Genomic DNA, 8,234 nt, shown 5'->3' with positions numbered 1-8,234 from the left:
GCCCGGGACGGGCGGGCACGCTCTCCTGGGGTCGGTGGGTGGGGATGGTCACGGATCTCTCCTTCGCGCGGCATGAAAAAACACCGCGTGGCAGGCCGGAGGGCCTGCCGCGCGGTGTCGACAGCATGAGGCGGTGCACAAGGAAAAGAGAAGGATCAGCCGGCGGGAAGCCCCGGCCCGCCAAGGGGGCGCTCGGGGGCACACATCAACCGCCGCCAAGAGCGTGACAGCCCTCCTTCGCGGAAGTCAACCCGCTCCGGATGCCGCCACGCGCCTGGCGGTCGGATCACGCGGGACGCGGGTCAGACGTGAATCGGGTGCGACGTGCGCCCCGACGCCGAGTCGATCTCGTCGTGCGCCTTGGTCAGCAGGCGCATGGCCAGTTCGTTCAACGCCCTCGCCCCGGCGATCTCCTCCCCCACCCGCGGCTGTTGGGAGTCGGTGTGGTGCCGGGCCGCGTGTCCGTGGGCCCGTACCTCGGTCCCGTCGGGCAGCCGCACCAGCGCCGCCGCCCTGGTGTGGGTGTCGTCCTCCTGGAACTCCAGCTCGACATGCCATCCCACCGTGGTGTGCATCATGACGATCACCTCCGGACACCTGTCTCCAGGCTCAGCCGTTGCCGGTTGCTTCCAGGGTGCTCCCGGAGTGCCCGGCTTGTCGCGTTCCCGTCGCTCCTGACGTGATCCGGACCGGTACGCCGCCGCGACCACGGCCGCCGTTCACCGCCGCCGGGCACGAAGGCCGTATGCCGGCGAGGACCGCCCGACCGCCCATCACCAGGTGGAACTGACGGACCTGGAGCCGGGCCGGACGTAGTACTACCGGGCCCGTTCCCGGGGCGTCCCCGTCGCTCCCACCCCCCTGCACCTGGCCGGCGGCAACGCGGTGGGCACCTCGCCGCACGGCCTGGGCACGCCCGCGGGCCCGTACTCCTTCACCACGCCCCAGCACGTCACGTTCCAGGAGGTCAGCGCGGTGAAGGACTATCCGGGCGGCTTCAGCCTGCTGCGCCTGCACACGGCCGGATACGCCCTGAACCCCTACCCGCCCCGGGACACGGCGGTCCGTGCCTTTGGGGGAGCGCGGCCGCCGGGTGGCCTGTGGGCGCACTACGCGCTGGGCCCCTCGGTGACGGACCGCAACAGCGTCGCGGCCCACGACCTCTCGGGCGTCACCCGCCCGACGCCGAGGGACCCCGTGCCGGGTCGGCTCACGGCGGCGTAGCGCGACGGCAGCGCGCCCCACCGGCGCGATCACGCCAGCATGAGCCCCATCCCCACGACCAGCAGTCCCGCGGCGGCGATCCGGGCCGCCCCGAACCGTTCCTTGAAGACCACGGCACCGATGGCCGCGCCCACGATGACCGACGACTCGCGCAGGGCGGCGATGGGCGCGAGTTCGGCGCGGGTCTGCGCCCACAGGATCAGGGCGTAGGCACCCACGGACAGGACGGCGCCCAGCAGCCCCGGTACGAGGAAGGGCCGCAGGCGCGCCACGGTCCGGGTGCGCCAGACGCACAGCGCGTACGCCGGGATCACGACCCCCTGCACCGCCATCAGCCACGCCACGTACCCGAAGGCCGAGCCCGAGACCCGTACCCCCAGCCCGTCCACCACCGTGTACACGGCGATGGACAGTCCGGTCGCCAGTGCGGCCCCGATCGCGGCCCAGTCGGGCCGCCGCCCGCGCAGCCCCCACAGCGCGGCGCCGGTCAGCCCCGCGCAGCTCAGCGCGATCCCGGCGACCACCCAGCGGTCGGGAATCTCGTGCGCGAAGATCGCTGCCAGCACGGTGACGACGAGTGGTGCGCTGCCGCGGGCGATCGGATAGGCCTGCCCGAAGTCGCCGAGCCGGAAGGACTTCATCAGCAGCGCGTAGTACGCGATGTGCAGCACGGCGGACAGGAGCAGATACGGCCACGCGCCGGCCGCCGGTACCGCCACGAACGGCAGCAGCACGAGTCCGATGACCAGCCCGCCGCCCGAGATCAGCGTGAACCCGACGAGCTTGTCGGTGATGCGGTGGGCGATGGCGTTCCAGCTGGCGTGCGTGACGGCGGCGAGCAGGACGGCCGCGGTGACCAGCGGGGTCACGCAGCGCGCTCGCGGACGTCCACCAGGGTGCCGCCGGCGTGGGCGATCAGGGCCTTGGGTTCCATCGGGAAGACGGTGTACGGCGTCCCGGCCGCCGCCCACACCACGTCGTGGTCGAGCAGCGACCGGTCCGCGAGCACCCGCGTCCTGCTCAGATGCCCGAACGGCGGCACCCCGCCGATGGCGTACCCGGTGGTCTCCCGTACGACGTCGGCACCGACCCGGGTGACCTTCCCGGCGCCGAGCTCCTGGCGCACCAGCTCGACGTCGACGCGGGAGGCCCCGTCCATCAGCACCAGCACCGGCACGCCGTCGGCACCGAAGACGAGCGACTTGCAGATCTGGCTGAGCTCGCATCCGACGGCCGCGGCAGCCTCGGCCGCGGTCCGCGTGGCCTCGGGAAAACGCCGGACCCGCCCCCGCACATCCCCGAGCCCCAACGCGTCGAGCGCGGCACCGAACCGTGGGTGAACTCCTGATTCCGAAGTGGTCATCCCGGCACGCTAGCGGCCGGTGTACGACACACGCGACCGGGTTACCACTTGGCGACGTGCGTCAGGAAGTCCGACCAGGCGCCGGGGGTGACGGTGAGTTGTGCGGCGGCGGGGGACTTGGAGTCGCGGATGTGGATGGTGGCGGGGGTCGTGGCGACCTCGACACAGTCGCCGGGCTCGCTGCTGCTGCTGTAGCTGCTCTTGAACCAGTGGAGTTCTGGCGTGCTCATAGTCTCCCCAGCGCATGTTCGACGAAGGCCAGCGACTCTCTCGGCGTGAAAGCCTGCGCCCGGATCATCCCATAGCGCGTCTCAAGGACCCGAAGGTCCCGTGGGTTCGAGACCGGGCGACCGCTGAACGCACCGTCGGAGCGCCCGATGGCAGTGCCGTCGGTGAACTTCAGCACCTCGATCAGGCCCAGCATCCCCGCGTGGTCCTCGCGGTCGGTCGGCATCACTTGCAGAGAGACGTGCCGCAACTTCCCCACCTCCAAGAGGTGTTCGAGCTGTCGGCGCAACACCATCTTGCCCCCGATCGGGCGTTCGAGCGTCACCTGTTCCTGGACAAAACTGAGCACCGGTGCAGGGTGCCGGTCGAAGATGGACTTACGCGCCATGCGTGCGGCGGTCTCCCGCTCCACCTGATCCGACGGAAGTGCTGGGAGTGAAGTCTCGAACAGCGCCTTGGCGTACTCGTGCGTCTGCAGCAAGCCGTGAATGTTGTGGTTGCTGTACAGCAGCATCTCCGCCGCCCGCGATTCCATCTCTGCCAGCCGCCGGACCTTCTGCGGATACCGAGCCTTCCGCATGTCCTCCATGAACGCCCTGAGGTGGCCCTGCGCGTTCAGTAACTGGTCGGCCCGGTCGAGGAACTCCGGTCGGGGAATCCGCGCCCCGCGTTCGATCTTGCGGATCATGTCTTCGCCGTACCCCATGGTCTCGCCCAGCTCGGACGCCCGCATGCCCGCCGCCTCCCGGCAGACCTTCCTGACGCTCTACGTCGTCGCCGACACCCTACGCATCGAGGTGACGGACACGAGAGGCGACCGCCTCCCCCAACTCACTCACCCCACCGCACAAGCCGACTCCGGCCGCGGCCTCCTCCTCGTAGAGGCCCTCACAGACCGCTGGGGCGTGACCCCGGGCCCCCGGCCACGCAAGACCGTCTGGGCGGAACTGACCGTGAGTCGATCGTGAGACAGGCTGTCATCCCGCCCCGGCACCTTCCTGGGCCGCCGCCCGGCGGGGCGCGGGACGGTCCAGATGGACCACCACGCCGGTGTGGAAGCGCCGCACGGCGTCGTCGACACTGCGGATGAAGCCCGATTCGGCGTTCCCGCGGCTGCTTCCCATGCTCTTGAGCAGGGACAGGCGAAAGCCCGTGATGCGAGCACCGTTGTTCTTCGGAAGCAGGTCCGCCGGCTCCGGGCGGAGCCGCTCCAGGGTGCCTCGTGGTCCGCCGCCCTCGCCTTCGACCAGGGTTTCGATGTGGAGGTCCGCGGGCGCCTCGGCCAGGCGCCGGACAAGCCGTTTCGCCCGGGTCAGCGGATATCCCTGCTCGGATGCGGGGATCTCGATGGAGGTGCGGAGCTTGCCGGTGCGCAGGTCGGCACAGATCGCGAGAATGCCGGGCGCGCCCTCGATCCGGAGCTCTGCCTGAAGTCTGCCGTCGAGACAGAACTGGTCGGCCATGAGCGTGCGTCGGACCTTCGGGTCGGCGCCGCGCTTGGCGCGCTGTACGGGCAGCACCTTCTGTCCGAGTTCGCCGCCGAGGCTGAGGCAGATCTGGCGAATGAGCCGTTCCCAGCTTTCGATCACGTCGAGGATGCGCGGGTCGCCCTGGCAAAGCGTCTCGTCGTCGATGCCGTTGCGGACCGGGACCCAGGCGGATCCCATGTTCTGGAAGCCGTGGCAGCCGGAGTTCTCGTGCTGCAGGTAGTGCAGAAGCTCCTCGAGCAACCACGCGTGCGCCTTGTCCCCGACGCCTTCGTGCCGGATGAGCATCTGTGCCTGGTGGGTGACTTCGGCCCACGACAAGTGCCGTACGGCGACCTTGTGCTTGCGCCGACCGTCGATCTTGGCCTCGACGAGCGGACTGCCCTCCAGCGCGACGTCGTTCGTCAGCGTGATCACTGCCTCGTAGCCACGCCGCGCCGCGATGTCCACGTACGCCTGTACCTGCTCGACCTTGACGCCGTTGCCGTTCGTCTTGGTCTCCACCAGAGCGGTCCACAGCTTGCCGGCCCGCTCGACGCGAATCACCCCGTCGGGACGTCGCGGCGTGTCTCCGTGCGGCAGGGACACCTCGGTGAACGTCTCCATGCGACCCGCCGGTGCGCCGAACGGTGCCAGCAGTCTCCGGCCGAACTCCGGCACCTGCGCCATCACCGACAGCAGTACCGACGTGGCACGCAGCTCCCGCTCACGATCGCTCTTGAGCGCTGGCACCGGAAAGAGCCTGGCCTCCCTCCAGTTCTCGTTCTCCGCCAGGGACTTCCTGACGCCCCTGGGCATGGTTACCTTCTTCTTCGCCGTGCGAGGCCGTGCCGCCTTAGCCGGTTTCGCCTCGTCGCCGGGCGGGCGAGGGGTCGGAACGAGGCCCGGCGTCACCTGCGGTGCCTGCTCCACGGCCGTCGGCGGAGCCGCTGTGTCCTCCTGCCCGCCGTCCTCGTCGCCGTGCGACTCCTCTTCCGCGCCCGCGTCGTCGTCGATGTCGACGCCGAAGTCCGTCGCCAGGCCGGCCAGACCTGAGCCGTAGCCCTGTCCGACAGCCCGGAACTTCCACTCCTCCCCGCGCCGGTACAGCTCGCCGAAGATGATCGCGCTGACCGTGCCGGCGTCATCGATGGCGAAGCTGAGCAAGCACTCGCCGCCCCCGTCGGCCAGCGTCACCCTCAGATCTTCCAACTCTCCGAAGCCGGCCCGCTCGTAGCGGCTGGCCGCCACGACGATCCGGTCGATGTCGGAAGGCACCGCCGTCAGGTCGAAGCTGATCCTGTCCTCGTCACCGCTCCCCGTCGGTGTCTTGCCCAGCAACTGCACGCTTCCGTCAGCGGAAACCGGGTTGTTGTAGAAGTAGAAGTCGCTGTCGCTGCGCACCTTGCCGTCCGCGTTCAGCAGCAGGACGGACACGTCCGCGTCCCCTTCACCGGTCGGGCTGACCCAGCTCAGGCTGACGATGACCGACCCGGCGTTCTCGCTCAGAGCCGCCAGCGCGACGTTCGAACCCTTGACCATTTCCTGCATGAAGCCCCCCAGCTCTCACGACTCGGGCCCCCACCCGGTCGCCGCCCCCGCACCATCATGTGATGTACGGCACAACGAAAGACTGTAGTACCCGATCACCGGCCAGGGCATGGAAAAGCCGGTGAAGGCGACCCCGTCCTCGTGGTGCCCTCACCGGCCTGCTCTCAGGGAGCTGTCAGGCGTGGACCAGTTCCCGGTCCTCGTCGTCGCGGTCCGTCTTCGTGCGCAGGCCCTCGCCCTCGACGTCGACGTTGGGCAGTGCGCGGTCCAGCCACTTCGGGAGCCACCAGGCCCTCTTGCCGAGCAGCGCCAGGACCGCCGGGACGATCGCCATGCGGACGACGAAGGCGTCGAAGAAGACCGCGATGGCCAGACCGAAGCCGATCATCTTGACCATGGCCTCGCTGGAGCCGATGAAGCCCGCGAAGACCGCCATCATGATCACCGCCGCCGCCGTGACCACCCGCGCGCCGTGCCGGAACCCGGTCACCACGGCCTGGCTGGGCTTCTCGCCGTGGACGTACGCCTCCCGCATCCGGGTCACGAGGAACACCTCGTAGTCCATCGCCAGGCCGAAGACCACGCCGACCATGAAGATCGGCATCATCGACATGACCGGGCCGGTCTCCTCGACGCCCATCAGGCCGGCGAGCCAGCCCCACTGGAAGACCGCCACCACGGCGCCGAGCGCCGCCATCACGCTCAGCAGGAAGCCGAGCGCCGCCTTCAGCGGGACCAGGATCGAGCGGAAGACCACGATCAGGAGCAGGAACGCCAGGCCCACGACCAGGATCAGATACGGCACCAGTGCGTCGTTCAGCTTCTGGGAGACGTCGATGTTCATCGCCGTCGCGCCGGTCACCAGCACCTCCGCGTCCGTGACCGCCTTGATCCCGGTGCCCGCGTCACGGATGGAGTGCACCAGTTCCTCGGTGGTCACCGACGACGGCTTGGAGTCGGGGATCACGGTGATCGTCGCCGTGTCACCGGCCTTGTTGGGCGCCGGCGGGGTGACCGTCACCACGTTCTCCAGGCCCTTGATCTCGTCGGCCACCTCACCGAACGCGCCCTCGGCGTCGTCGCTCGACTTCGCGTCGACCACGATCATCAGCGGGCCGTTGAAGCCGGGACCGAAGCCGTCCGAGAGCAGGTCGTACGCCCGGCGCTGCGTCGTCGACGTCGGCTGCGAGCCGTCGTCGGGCAGACCCAGTTCGAGCGAGGTCGCCGGGACGGCCGCGGCACCGAGGCCGAGCACGCCCAGCAGCAGGACGGCGACCGGACGCCGTACGACGAAGCTCGCCCAGCGCGTGCCCATGTTGGGACGGCCCTGCTCCCGCGCGGCGGAGGCCCGGCCGCCGCCGAGCAGCTTGCTCTTCTCCCCCGCCGGACGCACCTTGCGGCCCGCGTGACCGAGCAGCGCCGGAATCATCGTCAGCGCGATCAGTACGGCGATGGCCACCGTGCCCGCCGCCGCGACGCCCATCTTCGTGAGCATCGGGATGTTGACGACGGCGAGCCCCACCAGTGCGATCACTACCGTGAGGCCGGCGAAGACCACCGCCGAGCCCGCCGTGCCGACCGCCCGGCCGGCGGCCTCCTCGCGCTCCCGGCCCTCGGCCAGTTCCGCCCGGTAGCGGGAGACGATGAACAGCGCGTAGTCGATGCCGACCGCGAGGCCGATCATGGTGGCCAGCGTCGACGTCGTCGAGCCCAGGTCCAGTGTGCTCGCCAGCGCGGTGATCGTCGCCACCCCGATGCCGACGCCGATGATCGCCGTCAGCAGCGGCAGTCCGGCCGCGAGCAGCGAGCCGAAGGTGATGACCAGGACCACCGCCGCGACCGCGATGCCGATGATCTCCGTGGACCCCGTCTCGGGCGTCGTCTGCAGCGCGTCGCCACCGACCTCGACGGTCAGCCCGGCCTCCCGCGCTTCCTGGGCGGCCTCTTCGAGGGCCTCGCGGGACGAGTCCGCCAGCTCCATGCCGGAGACCTTGTAGGTGACCTGCGCGTACGCGATCGCGCCGTCCTCGCTGACCGCCTTCGCGGCGTACGGGTCGGCGACGGCGGCGACCTCGGAACCGTCGGAGAGCTCCCGGACGGTCTCCTTGACGGTCGCCTTGTTGCCGGCGTCGGTCATCTTCTCGCCGGCCGGCGCCTTGAAGACGACCCGCGCGGTCGCCCCGTCGGCGCTCATCCCGGGGAAGCGTTCCTCCAGCAGGTCGAAGGCCTTCTGGGCCTCGGTGCCGGGAATCGAGAAGGACGTGGTGCCGGCGGTGGGCGCGCTGGCCGCGCCGACACCGGCGAGGGTCAGCAGCGCCACCCAGATCAGGGCGACGAAATGCCGTCGCCGGAAGGCGAGCCGGCCGAGTTTGTAGAGGAACGTGGCCACGAGGGCGATCTCC

7 protein-coding genes and 2 pseudogenes are annotated in these 8,234 nt (G+C 70.1%); 2 read left to right on the top strand and 7 right to left on the bottom strand.

Going from position 1 to position 8,234, the window contains the following annotated elements; all coding sequences use genetic code 11:
* Positions 1 to 302: 302 nt before the first annotated feature.
* Complete coding sequence (locus AB0O67_RS23225) at positions 303 to 578, bottom strand: DUF1876 domain-containing protein (RefSeq protein ID WP_365453043.1); 276 nt, start codon at positions 576 to 578, stop codon at positions 303 to 305.
* A gap of 307 nt (positions 579 to 885) precedes the next feature.
* Here AB0O67_RS23225 and AB0O67_RS23220 point away from each other — a divergent pair, with 307 nt between their 5' ends.
* Positions 886 to 1,224, top strand: a complete 339-nt coding sequence (locus tag AB0O67_RS23220; protein WP_365453040.1) for a hypothetical protein — start codon at positions 886 to 888, stop codon at positions 1,222 to 1,224.
* A 29-nt stretch (positions 1,225 to 1,253) separates the two neighbouring features.
* On the opposite strand, the gene AB0O67_RS23215 is transcribed toward AB0O67_RS23220, so the two are convergent.
* The 4 genes and pseudogenes from AB0O67_RS23215 to AB0O67_RS23200 all read right to left on the bottom strand — a co-directional run.
* Positions 1,254 to 2,093, bottom strand: a complete 840-nt coding sequence (locus AB0O67_RS23215) for a DMT family transporter (protein WP_365453037.1) — start codon at positions 2,091 to 2,093, stop codon at positions 1,254 to 1,256.
* A complete protein-coding gene (locus tag AB0O67_RS23210; RefSeq protein ID WP_365453034.1) occupies positions 2,090 to 2,587 on the bottom strand; it encodes a YbaK/EbsC family protein in 498 nt (165 codons plus the stop codon). The genes AB0O67_RS23215 and AB0O67_RS23210 overlap by 4 nt, the downstream gene beginning before the upstream one ends.
* A gap of 41 nt (positions 2,588 to 2,628) precedes the next feature.
* Positions 2,629 to 2,817 carry a DUF397 domain-containing protein gene (locus AB0O67_RS23205; RefSeq protein ID WP_365453031.1) on the bottom strand — a complete coding sequence of 63 codons (189 nt, stop codon included), beginning with the start codon at positions 2,815 to 2,817 and terminating at the stop codon, positions 2,629 to 2,631.
* Positions 2,814 to 3,572 (bottom strand): annotated as a pseudogene (locus AB0O67_RS23200) (helix-turn-helix transcriptional regulator); the annotation flags it as partial. The gene AB0O67_RS23205 and the pseudogene AB0O67_RS23200, both read right to left, overlap by 4 nt.
* Before the next feature lies 1 nt (position 3,573).
* Here AB0O67_RS23200 and AB0O67_RS23195 point away from each other — a divergent pair.
* A pseudogene (locus AB0O67_RS23195) lies at positions 3,574 to 3,783 on the top strand (ATP-binding protein); the annotation flags it as partial.
* A 9-nt stretch (positions 3,784 to 3,792) separates the two neighbouring features.
* On the opposite strand, the gene AB0O67_RS23190 reads toward AB0O67_RS23195, so the two are convergent.
* Positions 3,793 to 5,832 carry a TerD family protein gene (locus AB0O67_RS23190; protein ID WP_365453028.1) on the bottom strand — a complete coding sequence of 680 codons (2,040 nt, stop codon included), beginning with the start codon at positions 5,830 to 5,832 and terminating at the stop codon, positions 3,793 to 3,795.
* Between the two features lie 175 nt (positions 5,833 to 6,007).
* Positions 6,008 to 8,221 (bottom strand): MMPL family transporter, encoded by a 2,214-nt coding sequence (locus AB0O67_RS23185; RefSeq protein WP_365453025.1) that lies wholly within the window; start codon positions 8,219 to 8,221, stop codon positions 6,008 to 6,010.
* Positions 8,222 to 8,234: the final 13 nt, after the last annotated feature.

It is taken from the genome of Streptomyces sp. NPDC086077, assembly GCF_040686175.1.
Classification (GTDB): domain Bacteria; phylum Actinomycetota; class Actinomycetes; order Streptomycetales; family Streptomycetaceae; genus Streptomyces.
The sequence above is the reverse complement of the archived record's forward strand: the minus strand, read 5'-3'. Positions and strand labels throughout refer to the sequence as shown.

Coding starts and splice junctions, on each gene's coding strand:
- AB0O67_RS23225 (WP_365453043.1), bottom strand. CDS start 578: ATGATGCACACCACGGTGGGATGGCATGTCGAGCTGGAGTTCCAGGAG.
- AB0O67_RS23210 (WP_365453034.1), bottom strand. CDS start 2,587: ATGACCACTTCGGAATCAGGAGTTCACCCACGGTTCGGTGCCGCGCTC.
- AB0O67_RS23205 (WP_365453031.1), bottom strand. CDS start 2,817: ATGAGCACGCCAGAACTCCACTGGTTCAAGAGCAGCTACAGCAGCAGC.
- AB0O67_RS23190 (WP_365453028.1), bottom strand. CDS start 5,832: ATGCAGGAAATGGTCAAGGGTTCGAACGTCGCGCTGGCGGCTCTGAGC.